The 18,249-nt window shown below is 51.2% G+C and carries 21 protein-coding genes and 1 pseudogene; 9 read left to right on the top strand and 13 right to left on the bottom strand.

The genetic code is table 11. From position 1 onward, the window contains the following. The first annotated feature begins 393 nt into the window (after positions 1-393). A complete protein-coding gene (locus M655_RS05905; RefSeq protein WP_005832622.1) occupies positions 394-993 on the top strand; it encodes an undecaprenyl-diphosphatase in 600 nt (199 codons plus the stop codon). Positions 994-1,053: 60 nt separating this feature from the next. On the opposite strand, the gene M655_RS05900 is transcribed toward M655_RS05905, so the two are convergent. Continuing rightward, positions 1,054-1,560, bottom strand: coding sequence for a DUF1648 domain-containing protein (locus M655_RS05900; protein ID WP_005832623.1), 507 nt, complete (start codon positions 1,558-1,560; stop codon positions 1,054-1,056). Between the two features lie 122 nt (positions 1,561-1,682). On the opposite strand from M655_RS05900, the gene M655_RS05895 reads away from it, so the two are divergent. After that, positions 1,683-3,023: an MFS transporter gene (locus tag M655_RS05895; protein ID WP_026558130.1), complete on the top strand. Its 1,341-nt coding sequence runs from the start codon at positions 1,683-1,685 to the stop codon at positions 3,021-3,023. A gap of 333 nt (positions 3,024-3,356) precedes the next feature. Here the strand turns inward: M655_RS05895 and M655_RS05890 are convergent, their stop codons facing one another. Next, positions 3,357-3,821 carry an OsmC family protein gene (locus tag M655_RS05890; RefSeq protein ID WP_007780521.1) on the bottom strand — a complete coding sequence of 155 codons (465 nt, stop codon included), beginning with the start codon at positions 3,819-3,821 and terminating at the stop codon, positions 3,357-3,359. Between the two features lie 261 nt (positions 3,822-4,082). Continuing rightward, positions 4,083-4,668 (bottom strand): annotated as a pseudogene (locus tag M655_RS05885) (IS3 family transposase); the annotation flags it as partial. Positions 4,669-5,314: 646 nt separating this feature from the next. Between M655_RS05885 and M655_RS05880 the strand changes: the two are divergent. After that, complete coding sequence (locus tag M655_RS05880; protein ID WP_129552151.1) at positions 5,315-6,460, top strand: IS4 family transposase; 1,146 nt, start codon at positions 5,315-5,317, stop codon at positions 6,458-6,460. A 154-nt stretch (positions 6,461-6,614) separates the two neighbouring features. Here M655_RS05880 and M655_RS05875 read toward each other — a convergent pair whose 3' ends face one another. Then, positions 6,615-7,037 (bottom strand): hypothetical protein, encoded by a 423-nt coding sequence (locus tag M655_RS05875; protein ID WP_286085977.1) that lies wholly within the window; start codon positions 7,035-7,037, stop codon positions 6,615-6,617. Positions 7,038-7,561: 524 nt separating this feature from the next. On the opposite strand from M655_RS05875, the gene M655_RS05870 reads away from it, so the two are divergent. Both M655_RS05870 and M655_RS05865 read left to right on the top strand, forming a co-directional pair. Beyond that, positions 7,562-7,702, top strand: a complete 141-nt coding sequence (locus M655_RS05870) for a hypothetical protein (RefSeq protein ID WP_165328980.1) — start codon at positions 7,562-7,564, stop codon at positions 7,700-7,702. 304 nt (positions 7,703-8,006) lie between these two features. After that, positions 8,007-8,603 carry a sulfite oxidase-like oxidoreductase gene (locus tag M655_RS05865; RefSeq protein WP_005836460.1) on the top strand — a complete coding sequence of 199 codons (597 nt, stop codon included), beginning with the start codon at positions 8,007-8,009 and terminating at the stop codon, positions 8,601-8,603. Between the two features lie 171 nt (positions 8,604-8,774). Here M655_RS05865 and M655_RS05860 read toward each other — a convergent pair whose 3' ends face one another. The 3 genes from M655_RS05860 to M655_RS05850 are packed head-to-tail and all read right to left on the bottom strand — an operon-like array spanning position 8,775 to position 11,162. Then, entirely contained in the window at positions 8,775-9,206 is a 432-nt protein-coding gene (locus M655_RS05860) for a CoA-binding protein (RefSeq protein ID WP_005836458.1), read from the bottom strand. A 27-nt stretch (positions 9,207-9,233) separates the two neighbouring features. Continuing rightward, positions 9,234-10,733 (bottom strand): leucyl aminopeptidase, encoded by a 1,500-nt coding sequence (locus M655_RS05855; protein ID WP_007785708.1) that lies wholly within the window; start codon positions 10,731-10,733, stop codon positions 9,234-9,236. A 54-nt stretch (positions 10,734-10,787) separates the two neighbouring features. Next, positions 10,788-11,162 (bottom strand): DUF309 domain-containing protein, encoded by a 375-nt coding sequence (locus tag M655_RS05850; RefSeq protein ID WP_005836454.1) that lies wholly within the window; start codon positions 11,160-11,162, stop codon positions 10,788-10,790. A 217-nt stretch (positions 11,163-11,379) separates the two neighbouring features. Here M655_RS05850 and M655_RS05845 point away from each other — a divergent pair, with 217 nt between their 5' ends. Both M655_RS05845 and M655_RS05840 read left to right on the top strand, forming a co-directional pair. Continuing rightward, positions 11,380-11,856: a divergent PAP2 family protein gene (locus M655_RS05845; RefSeq protein ID WP_025845312.1), complete on the top strand. Its 477-nt coding sequence runs from the start codon at positions 11,380-11,382 to the stop codon at positions 11,854-11,856. Positions 11,857-11,880: 24 nt separating this feature from the next. Next, complete coding sequence (locus tag M655_RS05840; RefSeq protein WP_007785710.1) at positions 11,881-12,648, top strand: cobalamin-binding protein; 768 nt, start codon at positions 11,881-11,883, stop codon at positions 12,646-12,648. Positions 12,649-12,801: 153 nt separating this feature from the next. Here M655_RS05840 and M655_RS05835 read toward each other — a convergent pair whose 3' ends face one another. From M655_RS05835 to M655_RS05810, 6 genes are all read right to left on the bottom strand, one after another. Beyond that, positions 12,802-13,419, bottom strand: a complete 618-nt coding sequence (locus M655_RS05835) for a 3D domain-containing protein (protein ID WP_026558128.1) — start codon at positions 13,417-13,419, stop codon at positions 12,802-12,804. A 145-nt stretch (positions 13,420-13,564) separates the two neighbouring features. Further along, positions 13,565-13,825, bottom strand: coding sequence for a YuiB family protein (locus M655_RS05830; protein ID WP_005836445.1), 261 nt, complete (start codon positions 13,823-13,825; stop codon positions 13,565-13,567). Between the two features lie 196 nt (positions 13,826-14,021). After that, positions 14,022-14,183 carry a YuiA family protein gene (locus M655_RS05825; RefSeq protein ID WP_005836443.1) on the bottom strand — a complete coding sequence of 54 codons (162 nt, stop codon included), beginning with the start codon at positions 14,181-14,183 and terminating at the stop codon, positions 14,022-14,024. Between the two features lie 153 nt (positions 14,184-14,336). Continuing rightward, positions 14,337-14,819, bottom strand: a complete 483-nt coding sequence (locus M655_RS05820) for an NUDIX domain-containing protein (protein WP_005836441.1) — start codon at positions 14,817-14,819, stop codon at positions 14,337-14,339. Positions 14,820-14,907: 88 nt separating this feature from the next. Then, entirely contained in the window at positions 14,908-15,159 is a 252-nt protein-coding gene (locus tag M655_RS05815) for a hypothetical protein (RefSeq protein ID WP_007785712.1), read from the bottom strand. A 3-nt stretch (positions 15,160-15,162) separates the two neighbouring features. Continuing rightward, on the bottom strand, positions 15,163-16,353 hold the full coding sequence (locus M655_RS05810; protein ID WP_005836436.1) for an NAD(P)/FAD-dependent oxidoreductase: 1,191 nt from the start codon (positions 16,351-16,353) through the stop codon (positions 15,163-15,165). A gap of 337 nt (positions 16,354-16,690) precedes the next feature. Between M655_RS05810 and M655_RS05805 the strand changes: the two genes are divergently transcribed. Both M655_RS05805 and M655_RS05800 read left to right on the top strand, forming a co-directional pair. Then, on the top strand, positions 16,691-17,701 hold the full coding sequence (locus tag M655_RS05805) for an NAD(P)/FAD-dependent oxidoreductase (RefSeq protein ID WP_007785713.1): 1,011 nt from the start codon (positions 16,691-16,693) through the stop codon (positions 17,699-17,701). A gap of 224 nt (positions 17,702-17,925) precedes the next feature. Continuing rightward, complete coding sequence (locus M655_RS05800; RefSeq protein ID WP_005836432.1) at positions 17,926-18,195, top strand: hypothetical protein; 270 nt, start codon at positions 17,926-17,928, stop codon at positions 18,193-18,195. Positions 18,196-18,249: the final 54 nt, after the last annotated feature.

Below are 18,249 nucleotides of genomic sequence, written 5' to 3'. Positions count from 1 at the left end.
CGCACTAACGACAACTCCCCCCTCATCCTGTATGAAGCGCGCTTCATTTGCGAGAATTTACTGTCAATTCGTTACATACCTGTATTATAGACTCTTGAAATAAAATATCAAGATATTAACGTAATCGTAAAATAAAATTTCAAAACAAACATTTCGACATTCTTCTCCCTGTTTCTTTTCCTGTGACGAAGCGGCTCGAACGCGCAGCTCGGCCCGGCCTGCCCTGTTTTCGCCAGCAAAAAGAGCAGGAAACGAACCGCTTGATCGCCCTCGTTTCCTGCCCTGAAGCCTTATCTTACAATCCTGTAATTTTGTGTAAGGTAATTCGATTTCTTCTTTTCTCGCCTTTGTTTACGATTTTCCTATTGTCATAAAAAAGGAGGATCACTGTTTGTGGACGCCATGGAGATGAATATTCATGCTTTCCGATTGATTAATGACCTGGGTAAGCAGTACCCGGCACTCAATCCCGCGTTTTACGCCATTGCCGAGTACACCGTGTACGCCCTGGCCGTCTGCGTGCTTCTGTACTGGCTGACGCGCAGCTACCACAATCGCGTGATGGTGGTTTGCGCCGCGGTCACGTTTGCGCTTGCGGAACTGCTCGGAAAAATCGCAGGCAGCCTGCACGCCAACAACCAGCCGTTTGCCGAGCTGGCGAATGTGAATCAGTTAGTGCAAAAAGCGGTGGACAATTCCTTCCCCAGCGACCATACGATTTTGTTTTTTTCCTTTTGCATGAGCTTCTGGCTGTTCAAAAGAAAAGCAGGCATTCTTTGGATGCTGCTGGCAGTATGCGTAGGGCTTTCCCGCATCTGGGTAGGCGTGCACTATCCGGCGGACGTCATCGTCGGCGCCTTAATCAGCATCGGCTCGGCCTTGACCGTTTTTATGGTGGTACCACGGCTATCCTTCGTGCACAGCGCGCTGGCTCTGTACGAAAAAGCCGAACGGGCTGTTTTGCCTGCCCGGCTTAGCTCCAAAGACTTTTGAGAAAAGCGAGCCCAAAACACTCTGTTTTTGCAAAGTGCTTTGGGCTCGCTTTGTCGTTTGCTAGCGGATTTTGCCGAGCGTAATCAGGCCATAAACCAGTTGGATCACGATGCCGCCCACCACCACAGGCACAAACCACATGCCAAACCAGCTTCCCCAGCCCATCGCAATTGAAATCGCTTCCAGCAAAATGACAGAAAACACAATGACGCATATATTTTTGAGCTGGTTCACGATTTTTCGGCTTTGCAAGTAAAACTGCTCCGCGTTTGCTTCGTTGAACCGCTTCGGATAGTTATAAACTTCCGGATGTTTTTCCAGCGCCTGCATCAATCCAAACAGCAACGCCCCAATCCCTGGCAAAATGAGCAGCTCCCACTTCGAGCCCCAGCGATCCACTTCTCCTGCTCCGTTAAAATGAGCGGGCACCTTGTCAGGAAGATCGCCCCACAGCAACAGGAGAGAAACGATTCCCCCGATGTAAAAGACCGCTCCCAAAATATCCCAGATCCATTCGCTTTTGGTCTTTGCGATGTTCAGCTTCGGACGCCCCCACCAATCGGCCATGCCTGTCCCTCCTTCAGATCGTCCATCCAGATTGACTTTTCTAAAATTTGGAGATAAGATTCATCCCATTCAGCCTATTGCGAACTATTCGACCCAACAAACCGTGAAAAAGAGGGGATTTCATGTCACACCCACCTAATCATAATTGGCAGGCCAGCCAAAATCAACAAGCCCACTTCCGATGTTACATCGATTCACCCCAAAAGCAGCAAAAGCTTTATAAACGAACGCTGGCCATCGTCGTCATCTCGCAAATTTTCGGAGGGGCGGGACTTGCGGCAGGCGTCACCGTCGGCGCTCTGCTCGCCCAGGAGATGCTCGGAACAGACAGTCTCGCAGGCATTCCCGCCGCGTTGCTCACACTTGGCTCCGCCTTGGCAGCGCTGTTTGTCGGCCGACTCTCGCAACGGTTCGGCCGCCGCTTCGGGCTGGCAGCAGGGTTCCTCGCAGGAGGCATCGGCGCAGTCGGAGTCATTCTCGCTGCGGTGACACAGCATATCTGGTTGCTGTTTGCCTCGCTGCTCGTATATGGCGCCGGAACGGCCACCAATCTGCAAGCCCGCTACGCCGGAACCGATTTGGCCCAGCCCCGGCAGCGCGCGACCGCCGTCAGCATCGCGCTCGTCTCCACGACCTTCGGCGCTGTAGCCGGACCGAATCTGGTGGAAACGATGGGCCACTTCGCCAGCTCGATTGGCGTGCCGCCACTGGCCGGGCCGTTTATTTTGGGCGCTGCGGCTTTCCTCTGTGCCGGGCTGGTCTTTTTATTCCTGCTCCGCCCGGACCCGCTGCAGGTCGCCAAAGCCATCGCCGAAGCGCAAGCAGAGGAACAGAAAGCCTCTGCGGACATCCCGAGAAGCCTGCCTGCCGCCGACAGTCGCGGCATCATCGTCGGCGCGACCATCATGATTTTGACCCAGATCGTCATGGTCGCGATCATGACCATGACGCCCATCCATATGAAGCACCACGGGCACGGCTTGAGCGAGGTCGGCCTCGTGATCGGCATTCACATCGGAGCCATGTACCTTCCCTCGCTGCTGACCGGGGTTCTCGTGGACAAAATCGGCCGCACAGCCATGGCCTTTGCCTCCGGTGTCACCTTGCTTGCGGCTGGCCTGTTGGCTGCACTTGCCCCGGCCGATTCCATGACGCTGCTCATCGTTGCCCTTGCCTTGCTGGGGCTGGGCTGGAATTTTGGCCTCATCAGCGGTACTGCCCTGATCGTGGACGCAACCCACCCCGCTACCCGGGCCAAAACCCAAGGAACCGTCGACGTCCTGATCGCCCTGGCTGGCGCATCGGGCGGAGCGCTTTCCGGCATGGTCGTCTCCGGCGCCAGCTACGCGACGCTCTCGCTTGGCGGCGGCTTCCTCTCCCTGCTGCTCGTCCCAGTGCTGATCTGGTCGAGACGGAAGCAGAGGCAGATGGAGGTTCAAGCGGAGCAGTCGTTGCGTCAGTGAGTCCGTTCACAGTCAACACTCGACTGACCGCCGCTTTTTTCGCCTCGCTGCTCGCTGTGCAAGACCGGAACGTCGAGTCGAGGAATTGGCGCAAAAAACGGTCGCGCACGGCGGCAAGTTGCTCACGCCGATTCGCGAGTATTGCGGATTACCTGGGAGAAAAGCCTTTTGAAACAGTTTTACTGTGCTGTGAAGATCCGTTCGGGGGGGCAGCGCGAAATTTACAGGGGCCTCTACAAGCTAACCTATTCTTCCGTGGCTTACTGAGTTTTTCCCACAGAAAAAGAGGCAGAGCTTGTTCTGCCTCTTTTCTTTTTCCTGGGCCACGGAAAGTTAGCCGAGCTTGCTGCCGGAGACGTCTTCTATGACAATTCCGTTTAGCTTGAGGTTGACCGGATTGGCAATCGTGTCGCCCACCGGGCATGTCCGCTCCAAAAACTGAATGAAGGCTTCCACCTGCTCTTTGGCGGCATCGGTCTTGATGTGAAAGGTGTAGCGAATCTCAGAATACCCACGGCGCACATCGGATTTGTTCATGAAGCCATCCGTATCCAGATCGCCTTCGACCTCCACCCAAAAATCGTCGAGATGAACCCCAAACTTTTTCGCATACACGCGAGCCACAATCGACTGGCACGCGCCCAACGCGGACAGCACCAGCTCGACAGGATTCATCGCGGTATCCGTTCCGCCAAGGCTTTTCGGCTCATCGACAGTGACCTCAAAATTTCTGGAACGCGCCTTGACGACCATTCCTTCCTGCAAATGGGCGGTGGCTTTGAATGTTTCTACTGGCATGCTCAGCACTCCCTTTCAGATCGTTTGTGTGTTATTTTGAATTTTAGCACACTTTTCCGATTTGTATTATATGAATTATTGCGAAAGGGCTGAAAAAAACAGAAAAACGACTATCTTTGACCGGTCTGCCTATATGTAGTGCGACCGAACAAAGATCATCGTTTTTTCTCTTTAACTACAGGGGGCTATAGCGGGATATATTCAATCCCAGAAGAACGTCTTTCCTTGCTCTCTCCCCTGCAAAGGATTAGTAACCCGGTTTTATTTTTTAAGGGCTGTCTGGCGATACTGAACAGGTGTCAAGTATGCCAGCGTTCCGTGAATCCGATGCTTGTTAAACCAGTTGACGTAATCGTATAGCTCCAATTCCAGATGACGAAGGCTTTGGAAGCTCATCTGGTTGATGAACTCCGTTTTCATGATTTTGTAGGTGGCTTCAGCCACGGCGTTGTCATAAGGACAGCCTTTCATGCTGAGAGATCGACCGATTTCAAAGGTCTCCAGAAGCTCATCCATCTTTTCATTTTTAAACTCACTGCCACGATCCGTATGAAACCACTGTCAGATCACTAACGACGAAGCGTTTGGATTCCGTTTGCTCAAACTCACGATCCAGGACATTCTTCGTCGTCGCTTCATTGCAAGCCGTTTTATTGGGCTTATACTGAGCTATGGTGTAGGTGGAGACCAGCCCCTGCTCTTTCATGATTCGGCCAATTCGACGTCTGGTAGCGACCAAGCCGCGCTCTTTAAACTTGAATTTGAGTTTGCGAGTACCATAAGCTTTGCGGTTTTTGTGGAAAATCTCCACAATCGCCGCTCTGGGTTTCCCATTTTCATAGGGCTGCACCATTTGTTTTTTGAATTCGGATGCAAACGTACGTCGTTGTTGTTTGGGCTTTGTAGAGATCCGCTCCTTAGTTTAATAGGTTTATTCTACAAGCCCTTATTTTTTCTGTCCAACTTAGTGTAACCGATCCAAGAAGCAACTTTATTTTGTAAAGGCATGCCATATACTCACAAATATCCAGTATATACACTATAGTTTAATCGTTTTACGACATAAACAAGAAAGATCAGCCTTTAGGCTGACCTTTCTTGTTTAAAAAATGAATTCACAGGCATTTTCTATTCGATTAGCACAGAACTTGTTCCATAACCTTCATTCATTTAATCAGTAATTTTTTTAAGCTCAAAAATAGTTGCCTCTGATAACAAGATAAGCCTATCGTTATTAACAACCAAAAAACTTAAACCTGCAGGTATTCTAAGTTCTGTAGAAGGGTCACTTATACCTACTGCTTTTACTACATCATTTTCATTTAAGTCTGGGATATCTATTTTATATAATCTATCACTAGCGTTGCATTAATCTTTTCCCATCATTCAAAATACACATAATCTTTGGTATTTGGTTGTCTAGGGAACAAAAAAATCCTTTACACTGGAAAGGTCAGGTAGTTCCTGTCCAAATCCAACGCAAAGGATAGCTCATGGACAAGAATACCCTATTTTCTTCATTTGGTAAATGGGTTGCACCCATCAATATTATGAAACTTCAACAACGAATTGACGAAACGGATCAAGACAAGTACGTGAAGAAGCTGACGACAAAAGCGTATCTTCTCCTATTTTTACATGCCCAACTTCAGCAACGCGAAGGGCTTCGAGCCATTGCTGACGATGTTCTATCAAAGAAATTTCAGCAAGAATTAGGACTGTCATCGATCAGCCCCGCACAGCTTAGTCGAAAAAACAATCGGGTAGAACCTGCTTTGCTTGAAGAAGTTTTTGTCGACCTTGTCCAGCAAATTCAACGCGTTTCTGGAAAAGCCTGCTCTCTTCGAAAACACATAAAGATCATTGATTCCACTACAATTGGATTATGTTTGCAAAAGTATAAGTGGGCAACCTTTCGCGAAACAAAGGCAGGAATCAAAATTCATCTTCGTCTCGTTTTCGCAAGCCAGGAGGATGTCTATCCTGAAAAGATTTCCCTAACTTGTGCCAAATCCAATGACCGCACCCAAATGGAGTCGCTGATTGATGAGATCGGAGCCATGTACGTCTTTGATCGAGGGTACGTGGATTATGAAAAGTTCGATGAGTATACCGATCAGGGCATCTTTTTTGCTTCACGTCTCAAGGATAACGCGGAAACTCGTCATTTGTTTACTTTCAAAGTACCACCAGAAAGCTCCGTTTTATCTGACTCCATGATCCTTCTTGGAACGCCACAAAAACGGGTGGATAATGTGTTACGACTGATTGAAACGCATGATTCGAAAGGAAATCGTATTCGAATCATCACCAATCGGTTCGACTTAGAAGCAGAAGAATTGAGCGACATCTACCGTTGGCGCTGGCAAATAGAACTGTTTTTCAAATGGATGAAACAACACGCAAAGATCAAGACGTTCTATGGAACAAGTGAAAATGCGGTCTGGAATCAAGTTTTTCTCGCTCTCATTGCTTACTGCTTGTTGCTTCTTGTAAAGCTGGAAAGAAACAGTCAGCACAGTCTGCTGCAAATCAGTAGATGGCTCAAAGTGTTTCTCTGGCAGACCTTTGAACAATGGATAGGCAGAATGGATTACCAATCCAAACGAACATCCAGAGGGCGACAGAAAAGGAAGTAAGTGTTGTTTGTTGTTGTCGATGTTGTAATAAATGTATAAAACTACCAAATGGATAGTGGCTACCTTTTGCTTGGCTGTTCTCGTTTTTGGTTGTGAAGTTGAAAATGTCATTCAGAATAATTTGACAATAGATGGATTCATTTTTTATGCAACGCTAATGATAAAAAGAGAGAGAGTTATAGCATGTCGCTGTAATCTCATATAATGGATTTTTTAGTTCATATTGATATTTCTTATAGTTTTTAAGTCCTTTTGATGAAAAAAAGTCTTTTTTGATTATAATTTCATCTCCAATAAATTTTTGCCCTGTTGGATATTCAGAAGCATCATTCCATGAATTTGCAAATCCTAAAAGCTTCTCAACTTTCCACGTTCCATAGAAATATTTTTCAGTTTCACTATCCAAATTTATACGTTCTACAGTACAATATTCAGTGGTATTTTTTGGAATAATAGACTCATCCGTTTCAGGTTTAGGCTCATTAGAAGTATTTGGATTTGATGTCATTTCAACATTTCCACAAGCCGATGCTAGCATCGACATTACCATGATACAAACCAATAATATTTTTTTCATATTTCACACTCCTGTTTATTTTTTGATTGTGTCACAATCTCTTCAGACATCATATGGCTATTTACTGCGTATCATTTTTTGCGGTGATAGCAGGATTCAATATGTCAAAACACTCCCGTACGCACTTCATTTGCGTATTTTGAAAAGCTTACCATTAAGCCATTATTGCTTGGCTTTGCCCAAAAGCTCTCCATTGGAGCGTTATCCCAACAGTTCCCTTTCTGGCCCATGGAACACCGATAGCGAAACATCCTTTGATAATCGTTTGAGCACTATCGGCTCACGACGTTTATTATATTCACCTGTTATGACGTTTTGGCATACAAAAAAGTTCTGGGGATTTTTTCCTGAATATTTTCGGGTTCTCAAGCTCCGTCTCTGCTATTCCTTCGCATTAATTCGCTTCTGCTTACGCAAGCATACAAAAAAGGCCCTCGCATTTGGTATTATCCCCTTACGGTAGACAGCGAGAAAAGCCCTCATGGTATCATGAGAGGAACACTGTTGACCGGAGGGGATTTTTTATGCCACCACATAAAGGGCAAAAGCAGCAGCGGTATGACGAAGGAACAAAGAGGGAAGCTGTACGGCTGCGGGTAGAGGAGCAATGGAGCTACCCGATGATTATGGAAAGCACAGTTTACCGCCAAGGCAAAAGCCGCTGACCCTGCTTGTCATACTCCTTTTTTGGGCAACCTATTATCTTTGGGTTTATTTCGAAAAAAAATAACAAGCGAGACAAAAACGGATGAGCTCGCCGCCACCCCTGGCGTTTCGTGTATATGACAATAAGCAGAGACGTCGTCTCCAGCGTGACCCCGTCGGCTCGTATCGCTTCTGGCGTTCGCGTACGACAATAGCATAGACTGCAACTGCACTTCCGCCGCTGTTTTTCTTGCACGCGATTGCTTTTGCTGGATATGATAAGAAAAGAAGGACAAGCGGATATGAACAGCGAGGAGTGGAGCTATGTTTATCAACCAACCGACAGATACAAAGCGCGACCGCATTCCCCCTAACCAAAAGCAGACGACAGGCTTTCCGGTATTGCACTATGGAGAGGTTCCCGAATATACGGACCTCGCTACCGAGTGGAGCTTCCGCCTGTTCGGACTCGTCGAGGAAGAAGTCACGCTCACCTATGAGCAAATGATGGCTCTGCCAAAAAGCGAAGTCACGAACGACATTCATTGCGTGACGGGTTGGAGCAAGCTGGACAACAAATGGGAAGGCATCCCGGTGGAAGAAGTGCTGAAGCTGGTAAGAGTCAAGCCGGAAGCGAAGTACGTCATGCTGCACGCCGAGCACGGCTGGACGGTGAACATGCCGCTGGCCGACTTCATGAAAGCCGGCAATCTGTTCGCCACCAAGCACAATGGCGAGGACCTGACACCTGAACACGGCTGGCCGCTGCGTTTCGTCCTCCCGCACCTCTACTTCTGGAAAAGCGCAAAGTGGGTGCGCGGTGTCGAGTTTTTGGAGAAGGACAAGCAAGGTTTTTGGGAGAAAAATGGATACCATATGTATGGTGATCCTTGGAAAGAACAAAGGTTCGCATGGGATTGATTGAGGTTTACAGGGGCGGGAGACCGCCTCTTTATTTTTTCGATGAGTTTCATTCACATCGTACGCAGCTACCGAGACGAGTTGCTGCTTTTTTGCAAGTGCCGCCAACAAAAAAACCCCCGCCAAACAGCGAGGGTCCTTTCCAAAGCTCCACAACTCCACCACTAACACTTATTTCCCCACACGCAGCAGCGCGTGGTCTACCTTGATGCACAAATCTTGCACAACCTCGATGTCTTCCGCACGGACAAGGCTCGCCGCCTCTTCGTTGGCGATTCCTTGCTGCATCCAGAACACCTTTGGCTTGTGCTTCATTTTCAGCGCATCCTGGGCGACAGGCAAAATGTCCTCGCTTTTGCGGAACACGTTCACGATGTCCACCTGCTGATCCAGCTCTTGCAGGCTGGCGACGGCTTTTTCGCCCAGAACGGTTTCTCCGGCGATGACAGGGTTGACCGGGATGATGCGGTAGCCGGCATTTTGCATGGCCTGCGCCACCATGTAGCTGGTGCGGTCCGGTTTGTTGGACAGTCCTACCACGGCGATAGTCTTCGCTTCCTCAAGCAGTTGACGACGGGTTTCGTTGCTAGGATTTTGGCTCATGTCAAAACACTCCTTCTCTTTTTCGGTTTAGGATTGGCTGCGGCCTGCTACAAATTCGGCAATCGTGCGGGTCATGACGCCTGTGCCGCCAGGAGGCTGCATATCGCCTGCTGTAGCGGTGTACGCCGTACCGGCGATGTCCAGATGCACCCATGGCGTATCGCCGACGAATTCCTGCAGGAACACGCCGCCGATGATGCCGTGCCCATAGCGCCCGCCCGAGTTTTTCAGGTCGGCAAAACGGCTCTTGTTCAGGCTGCGGTACTCTTCAAACATAGGCAACTGCCACAGACGCTCGCCAGCGGTGTCTGCTGCGCCAAGCAGCTCGTTCATGAGCGCCTGGTTGTTCGTCATTGCCCCGGAGCAGTAATGTCCGAGAGCGACGACGATGCCGCCTGTCAGCGTAGCGGCGTCGACGATGCACGACACGCCCTGCTCTTTTGCATACGTGATGCAGTCAGCCAAAACGAGGCGGCCTTCCGCATCTGTCGTGATGATCTCGACCGTTTTTCCGCTCATGGTCGTAATCACGTCGCCAGGGCGGAATGCCGTGCCGGATGGCATGTTTTCCACCGTTCCGATGACGGCGAGCACGTTGACCTTCGGCTTCATTTGGCCCAGCGCTTCCAGTGCGCCGATCATCGCAGCCGCGCCGCCCATATCCGACTTCATGTCTTCCATGCCCGCTACCGGCTTGATGGAGATGCCGCCTGTATCGAATGTCACGCCTTTGCCGATCAGGCCGATGACGTCGTCCCATGTCTCTCTGCCCTGATATTTGACCGCTACCACGTACGGCGCAAGCTCGCTGCCTTTTGCGACGCTGAGGACGCCGCCCATGCCCAGCTCTTCCAGCTTCGCTTTATCCAGCACCTCCACCGTCATTCCGTAGCGCTCCGCTACGGCGACTGCCGCATCTTTCAAGGCGCGCGGCGTCAAGTAGTTGGCAGGCTCGTTCACGAGCGTGCGCGCCAGGTTGGTGCCGGAAACGAGCGCACTGCCGCGCAGCACGCCTGTCTGCACGGCGCTTGCGGCGTCATCGGCAGCCAGAATCCGCACGGTTGCGATCGGCGGAAACTCCCGCTTCGCTTTTTGGCGGTAGCCTTCGTAGTTGTATTCAGCCAGTCCGAACGCTTCCGTCACGGCCTGGGACAGACGCTCCGCGCTCATGTGCTCGGTTGTCGGCAGGTCAATCGCGACGATTTTCGCTTTGCCTTTGGAAGCGACCGTTTTTGCTGCCCGTCCCCACGCATTGCGCGCTGCGACAAAGTCAAACTTGGCCGGCTCGCCCATGCCGACGATGAGCAATTTTTTCGCGGCGATCCGGTTCAAGCCATGGATCACCGTTACCTCTTTTGCTTCGCCCGTAATCTCTCCTTCTTGCTGCAAACCGCTGAGGCTTCCGGCAAAAGCCGCTTCCAGCTCCGGGTACACCTGGGAAAGCTGCTCCCCTTTCCAAAGCGGCACGACCAGCTCGTCGCATGCGTAGCTCACGAGCTGCGAGCGTTTTTCTACGGTTACTTCCATATACTCTTCCCTCTTTCGCTGTGATAGGATACAATTATGGGCACATTTGTGTTTTTAACACGATGTGTCTACATACAAGCGCAAGGATGGAAACGTCATGGCTTTCGCCTCTGCGTACGGGATGGCATCCTGATCCGGCAATACAGCCTCGCACTTCTCTATGTAACGAAGCACTTCCTCTACGTCTAGCCCCCAATGCACGGGTCCGTAGCGGGACAAATACTTCCGCGCATTGCCAAACATCCAGCGAGCGCCTTTCAAATTGCCGTATTCGAGATGGTACAGTCCGACTGATAGTTGCAGCAATCCTTGCAAAAACTTATCGGATTTGTCCTCCATCCAGATGTCTTCCAGCAGATCGTGGCATTCGTAGTACTCCCCTTCATTGAACTTTTCAATGAACTGCAAATACTGCGCGGGATACTCCATGGATGCACGCCTCCGTTTCACACCTGCTTTTTTCCAAAAAAGCTGCCTCGCGAAGAAGCGCCTGCACGTATATGGCTGACCTTCCAACCAGGAGCTTTCCTTATGGTACCACAGATTGGCAACGCTTAAAATCCAAACGAAAACTTCACGGATTAAGACAACGCCCTTCTGTTACAATAATCAAGAGAAGCGTACAGTAGAAAGGAATGGATTTTCCGTGGCGGATATTCTCGAAAACTTCCCCTTATGGGCTGCACTAATTGCCATAGGAATCGCCCAATTTATCAAAATTCCCCTCCATTTTTTTGCAACGAAAACATGGCAATGGTCGCTGTTGCTCAGCACTGGCGGTATGCCCAGCTCCCACTCCTCTGCCGTGACCGCACTGTCGACCGCTGTTGGGCTGCGGGAAGGCTTTTCCAGCAACATGTTTGCTATCTCCGCCATTCTCGGCGTGATCGTCATGTTCGATGCCGCAGGCGTTCGTCGTCATGCCGGTATGCAAGCCGTTGTCTTAAACAAGCTCGTGGACGAATTTAACCACCTTCTGGAAGGCATGAAATCGTTAAAAGTGCGCCCGAACCAGGAAAAAGCGAAGAAGCTGAAAGAGCTGCTCGGCCATCAGCCGATCGAGGTGCTGATTGGCGGATGGCTCGGCGTCATGATCGCATTGTTGGTGCAGCCGTTTTTTTAGGACGTTTCCACAGGGGGGATTCACATGCGTATCGTTTCCATCTGTCCGAGCAATACGGAAATCCTCTATTATTTAGGTCTGCATGAGCACGTAGTGGGGCTGGACGATCACTCCGACTGGCCTCCCGAATGGCAGCACTTGCCCCGCGTCGGCCCCGACCTCTCCATCGACATGGAGCGGGTAGTTGCGCTCCAGCCTGATCTGGTCGTCGCCTCGCTGAGCGTCCCCGGCATGGAAAAAAATGTGGAGGCGCTGCGGGAGCGAGGAATCCCGCATATCGTGCTGAATCCGTCGCGAATCGGCGAAATCGCCGCTGACATCAGGCTGGTCGGCGAAGCGACAGGCTTTCACAAGCAAGCCGAGCAGCTTGCGGCTTCCTTTGACGAAAGAATAGAAAGCATCCGACAACAGACCGCTGCCTTTTCCCGCCGCCCTAAGCTGTACTGGGAATGGTGGCCCAACCCGATCTACACCCCGGGCCGGGAAAACTGGCTGACAGACGTGAGCGAGATCGCCGGGGCCGTCAATGTGTTCGCCGACTTTCCCGTCGCCAACGTGAAGGCGACGCGGGAGATGGTGCAGGAGCGCGACCCTGACCATATATGCGTCGTCTGGTGCGGGATCGAGCTTCGGCGCATCAAGCCGGAAACGATCACGAGCCGCCCGGAGTGGAGCGACATGACAGCGATTCGCCAGGGCCAGGTTCACTTGCTGGAGGAAGGGCTGTACTGCCGTCCGTCTCCCCGCATTCTCGACGGGCTGGAGCAGCTCGTCAAGCTGATTCATACATAAGCCAAGGCTGCGCCGCCAATCCGCGTACTTGCCAGCCAAGCCAAAAAACGTTCAAAGCCATCGCCTTGAACGTTTTTTTCTGTTTGCTTTCCTACCGCCGTTGCGGTATTTTTTGTCTTCGCTTTCGTTATGCAGTTGTTTTGGTCCGGGCATCTAGTTGGCTACTTCCGCCATCGCGGCGATGCCCTTTTGGTTCAGGTTGTTGAGAAAAGCCTCGGTCAGCTTTCCTTCCCCGCGTCTGACGATATATACATCGACTGATTTTTTGCCCCATTGGTTGAATACGTCTTGCTTCGTCTCGAAGTACAGGTCGATCTTGTGTCCGCGAATCGCTCCGCCCTTGTCCGCCACAACCCCGTATCCGTAGCCTGGTATGTACAGGATCGTTCCCAGCGGGAAAATGCGCAAGTCAGCGGCAATCGTCGAATAGTCGTCCCGGCGAACCTTCACGCCCGAGTACGTAATCCCGTAGGACGGGTCGGAAGGTTTTTTTCCGGTCGACTCGAACCCGGCGTAGTAGCCGGTCGCGACGACGCGAACTTTTGGGTATTGATCGAGAACTACATCCGCTTTATCAATGACTTGAGTGAGTGAACTGGCCGATACTGTCCGTTTTTTGACGACCCGTTGCCCCTCTTTGATTTCCTTGATTCCGAAGGTGGATTGGAGATTGTGGTCTCCTACCACGTTGTAGCCGTATCCATCGCTTGCAAACGCCGTCAAGACCAGGATGAACAGCGCGAGGATACTTACGAACTGCTTCCCATTCATTTCTTGGTAAACCTCCTCTCGGTTCTAGTCATGTCCCGAAGAGGAGAAAACTATACACAAATTTTGGATTGTTTCAGAAAGATTCAGTATGTTTCTTCATGGCAAAAGAAAAACAGGCCCTCAAACAAGGCCTGTCTTGCATCCGCTAAAACATCCGGTATCCTTTTTTGCGCAGGGTGGAAATCGTCCAGCCGCTGCCGACAGTCCCTGCCATTCCGCAGCCGAGAATCACGGCATCCCAGACGCCGGGAACGATCTTTTGATAGATCAGCGCCCCTACGACCACGCCGACTCCGATCACGACAGGAAGCCATGTCGTTTTCAAAATCATGTTTAAAATAAACCCAATGCCAAAACCGAGCACGGTGAACAAAACGATGGAAACCATAAATTGCAATAAGCTCATCGACCGCAAGACCTCCTGCCATCGTCTCCGGCTTTGCCTTTTTTCGGTCGGCAAATCAAAGGAGGACGGGCTGTTTTCGCCTTTTAGTGTAGCAAAAATGGCAGATACAGGTCAATACGAACAACCGCCGCGAGCGCAAACGAAAAGAACCGCCGGGTCCCCTGACGGCTCTTGCTCTATGCAACAACGGTGTGTGCTATTTGTTCGTGGATACTGCTTCCTGATGAACGTCTTTTCCTGCGCCATCACAGTTCGGGCAATTTTCCGTGCCACCCAGGAGCAGTTGGAAATACCCTTGGCCATGGCAGTACGGGCATTGTTCTTGGTTATGTCTCATGATGAGCTCCCCTTTCTCCATACATGCTCCGTTATTAATTGCATGTATTTTCAGATTATTTCGATGTATCTAACTATAGCAGAACAGAACCGTTCTTCACAACACAGTTTTTCTCCGATATCGCAGAAAAAACCGCGATGTAAGCGGAAACATCGCGGTTTAGCTTTCCTATTCTCAGCCTTGCTTGAAGATTTTATAGGAGGTGTACTGAAAGACGGGATCAATCTCATAGGATTGCCCTTCCATGCCTTCCTCCCGTCTTGTATAGCCAGGCAAAATAATTTTCAAGTATGTAGAAGAAAGCGGGTCATCCATCAGCTCGCGAATCGGCAAAAATCGCGCCTCGACAATTTCGCCCTCCTGTGGACGAGGTTCGCCGCTCACGTAATCCATCCAGAAAACGACCATGTTGTCGCTGATCGACTCGCGAATGACGCCCGAGCGGATGCCCGCGATCTGCCGCACGACAGCCTTGACACCCGTTTCTTCCAAAACCTCGCGCGCCGCTGCCTCGTCGACCGTCTCGCCCTCCTGCACAAACCCCGCCGGAAACGACCATTGTCCCTTCAGCCCGCTGTACGCTTTTTTGACTACCAGCGCTTCTTCCCCGCGGATGACGATCCCGCAGGCTCCCAGCCACACTTTTCCTTCGCGCATGCTGCTCGCTTCCTTTCTCCTCCAAGCTTTCTGTCCCACTTTTGATTGTACACGAAACCCCCGGCAATCGCTCGCCGGGGGTACCAGATCAATCGTCGTCGTCATCCAGAAGCCCATTGTCAATCATGTAGCGCAGATTTTCCCGATCCCTCTCCCGGCCCTTTTCCTTGAGCCGATCGATGGCAGGCAGGATGAGAATATCTACCTCACGCTGTACATGCCATGCCAGGTCGTGCCGCCCTTGCTCTTCCAAAAAAGCGCCCACTTCCATCAACGCATTGTACCGCTCCATTTCGTCGCGGGTCATCAGCCCTCTGACTTGAATGCTCGCGTGACGCATCGCTTACAGCTTCACCTTTTTCAGCGCAAGGCCGACGCCGCCGATTTTGTACAGGTAGCGCAGGTCGCTTGCCTTTTTCATCATCGCTGCTGTGCTGCCAAACAGCTTTTTCGAGCCGACCTGGCCGATTCCTTCGCCTTTGCCGAGAGAGGCCAGCGTGCCTTGCAGATGCGGGACGAACTTTTGCGGAAGCTCTCCGCGAATGAGCGCGGCGAGGTTTTCTCCGAGCGTCTCGCCTTCCTGCACGGCGATTTGCGCTGTCGGCGGATACGGACGTCCTTCCTCGTTGAAAATGAGGGCGCAGTCGCCGACGACAAACACATTTTCATAGCCAGGCGCACGCAAGTATTCGTCTACCTTGACGCGGCCGCGCATGACCTCGAAGCCCGCTTTTTCCACGATGCTGTTGCCGCGAACACCCGCTGCCCAGACCACCGTTTTCGATTTGATCTCTTCCCCGGTCGCCAAAAGCACTCCATCCGGCGTGCACTGCTTGATCGGGGTGCCGATTTTGAACTCGATGCCTTTGCGCTCCAGCACGTCCATCGCGTACTGAACCAGCTCGGGATCGAAGCCCGGCAGCGCAGATGGCGCCGCTTCGATGCAATACACCTTGACCAACTCAGGGTCCACGTCAAACTCCTGGCACAGCTCAGGCAGGCGATCGCCCAACTCTCCGCAAAATTCGATTCCCGTAAAGCCAGCGCCCCCGACCACGAAAGTCAGATAGTCAGTGCGGTGCGGCTCGTTTTTATATTTGGAAAACATGTACTCAATATGCTCGCGAATATGGCGGACGGCGTTGATGCTGCGAATGCTGAAGGCGTGCTCTTTCAGCCCTTCGATGCCAAACGTCTCCGGCTCGCTGCCAAGCCCGATCACGAGGTAATCGTACGTCAGCACGTCGCCGCTTTCCAGCGTGACGCTCTGTTCTTCCGGCTGGATCGACTGGACCGTGCCTTTGACAAACTGCACTTTGTCCTGATTCAAAAGCTTTTCCAGATTGACGCGCGCATGGTCAGCAGAAGCCGTGCCCGCAGCCGGCTCGTGCAGCCAGGTCGTGATGTAATGATAGTTGTGCTTGTTTACGAGCGTAATTTCCGCCTCGTTGTAATTCAGCTTTTTTTGAAGCTGCAACGTGGTCAGCAAACCGCCGTATCCTGCGCCAAGAATGAGGATTTTGGGTGTACTCATCGGTATCCCTTCCATTCATTGTTAATGGTAACCAGAGGAAGTTTGTGCGAAATTTCACGTAGGCTGTTACGTACTAAGATGCCCCAACGAATAAAAAATGACGTATCGAAAATGATTGCCTGTTATGTCCTAAAATCCAACCTGTGAAAAAAAGCACAAACTTGCAAACAACAAATGTGACAATTTCTTTACAGTCACCCTCATCTTATCGGGTGCTACCGTGATTTGCAAGGGTTTTTTGCCCAAGAAGCCGAATTTTCCCTGCTTTTTTTTCTTTCATTTGTTGGGTTATAATGGGTGGGGAGTTCGTTTTTCGACTATTCGGAGGTGCTTTCGATTGAATTTTCTGCAAAAGGACGAGCAAATCTACGACATTACGATCATTGGTGGAGGTCCTGCCGGTTTGTTCACCGCTTTTTACGGCGGCATGCGGCAGGCAAGTGTGAAAATCATTGAGAGCATGCCCCAGCTTGGCGGGCAACTGTCTGCTCTCTATCCGGAAAAATACATTTACGATGTAGCCGGGTTCCCGAAGGTTTTGGCGCAAGATTTAATCAATAATCTGAAGGAGCAGATTTCGCGTTTTCAGCAAACCGTTTGCCTGGAAGAGAAAGTGGAAAACGTAGAGAAAAAAGCGGACGATGTATTTGAAATCACTACGGACAAAGGCGTACACTACTCCAAGTCTGTCATCATCACAGCCGGCGTGGGCGCGTTCGAACCCCGCAGACTGGAACATCCGGATGTCGTCAAATTTGAAAAATCCAATCTGCACTATTTTGTCACCGACCTGAACTCCTTCAAAGGACAGCGCGTCGCCGTCGTTGGCGGCGGAGACTCCGCTCTCGACTGGTCTTTGATGCTCGAACCGATCGCGAAAGAAGTCCACCTCATCCACCGCAGAGACAAGTTCCGCGCCCATGAGCACAGTGTAGAAATGCTCATGGCGTCCAAAGTAAACGTCACGACGCCTTTTGAAATATCCGCCCTTCACGGCGAAGAAAAAATCGAACGGATTACCCTCACGAACTGCACCACGAAAGAAGAGCGCGATCTGGAAGTCGACGCCGTCATCGTCAACTTCGGCTTTATCTCCTCGCTCGGCCCGATCAAAAACTGGGGGCTTGAGCTGGAAAAAGGCTCGATCGTCGTCAATTCCCGCATGGAGTCGAACATTCCTGGCATTTTCGCTGCAGGCGACATCGCCACCTATCCGGGCAAAGTCAAGCTGATTGCCGTCGGCTTCGGCGAGGCTCCTACCGCTGTCAACAACGCGGTGGCCTACTTCAATCCGGACGCCAAATTGCAGCCGGGGCATTCCTCCAGCATGGACAACTTCAAGTCTTGATCGTCCCAAACCGTTATGGCCGTCTTGCCGCGCGCAGGCGGTCACACTGCTTTGCTTTTTTACAATCACCCCGTCCTTGTGCTGCCTGTGCTGTTGCGGCGCAAGGATTTTTTTCGTTACGGCTACGAGCCAGGCGTGCGGGTGTACGCATAGCTGACGGCGTTCTGACACACAGTAGAAAAAGCAAAGCGATACGCATGCGCCTATGTTCTGGAGGGAAAAACATGGACCACCTCTGCCCGGTTTGCAATGGATTGGCTTCTCTCTCGCAAGCTTGCCAACGCTGCGGCACCCTGCTCGCAGACGCCGGACGCCTGTACGACTACTACGGCGATTACAGCCCTTATCGGGAAATCGACGACGCCAAGCTGGACAACGGCTATCCGGATCGCCGCAACCACCAGTGCCTGCACACAGGCTGGTGCAGCTTTTGCCAGGCCGAACAAACCGTAGCTGTGCAGGAATGGACACCCGACAAGCTATTTTACGAGTAAACGAAAAACACGCAAGCATCCCGTCCGCTTACGGATACGGGATGTTTTTCCTGC

It is taken from the genome of Brevibacillus sp. NSP2.1, assembly GCF_000470975.2.
Lineage (GTDB): Bacteria > Bacillota > Bacilli > Brevibacillales > Brevibacillaceae > Brevibacillus > Brevibacillus agri.
This window is presented reverse-complemented; position numbering and strand designations above follow the sequence as displayed.